At 72.0% G+C, this 225-nt stretch carries 1 protein-coding gene; it reads right to left on the bottom strand.

Translation table 11 applies throughout. From position 1 onward, the window contains the following. The coding region (locus AXK60_RS27260) for a hypothetical protein (RefSeq protein ID WP_175400109.1) at positions 1-225 on the bottom strand (225 nt) is incomplete at both ends.

Below are 225 nucleotides of genomic sequence, written 5' to 3'. Positions count from 1 at the left end.
GCTGGCGTACTCGGCGGGGAGCCACGCCTGCGCACCGTCGGTGGTGCGCTGCGCCCAGAGGTCGCCGTTGTCGCGCAGCCCTAGGACGTTCCAGCGTTGCCCGTTACGCACCTGGAGCGCGTCGTCGGGGAGCCCTGCGCGGGCGGCGCCGGTCACCTCGACGTCGCGAGGGCCGATGTTGGAACGGGTCATGATCGTGTCGCCGAGGTACACGGTGTGCTCGCG

The organism is Tsukamurella pseudospumae, from assembly GCF_001575195.1.
Taxonomy (GTDB): Bacteria; Actinomycetota; Actinomycetes; order Mycobacteriales; family Mycobacteriaceae; genus Tsukamurella; species Tsukamurella pseudospumae.
The sequence above is the reverse complement of the archived record's forward strand: the minus strand, read 5'-3'. Positions and strand labels throughout refer to the sequence as shown.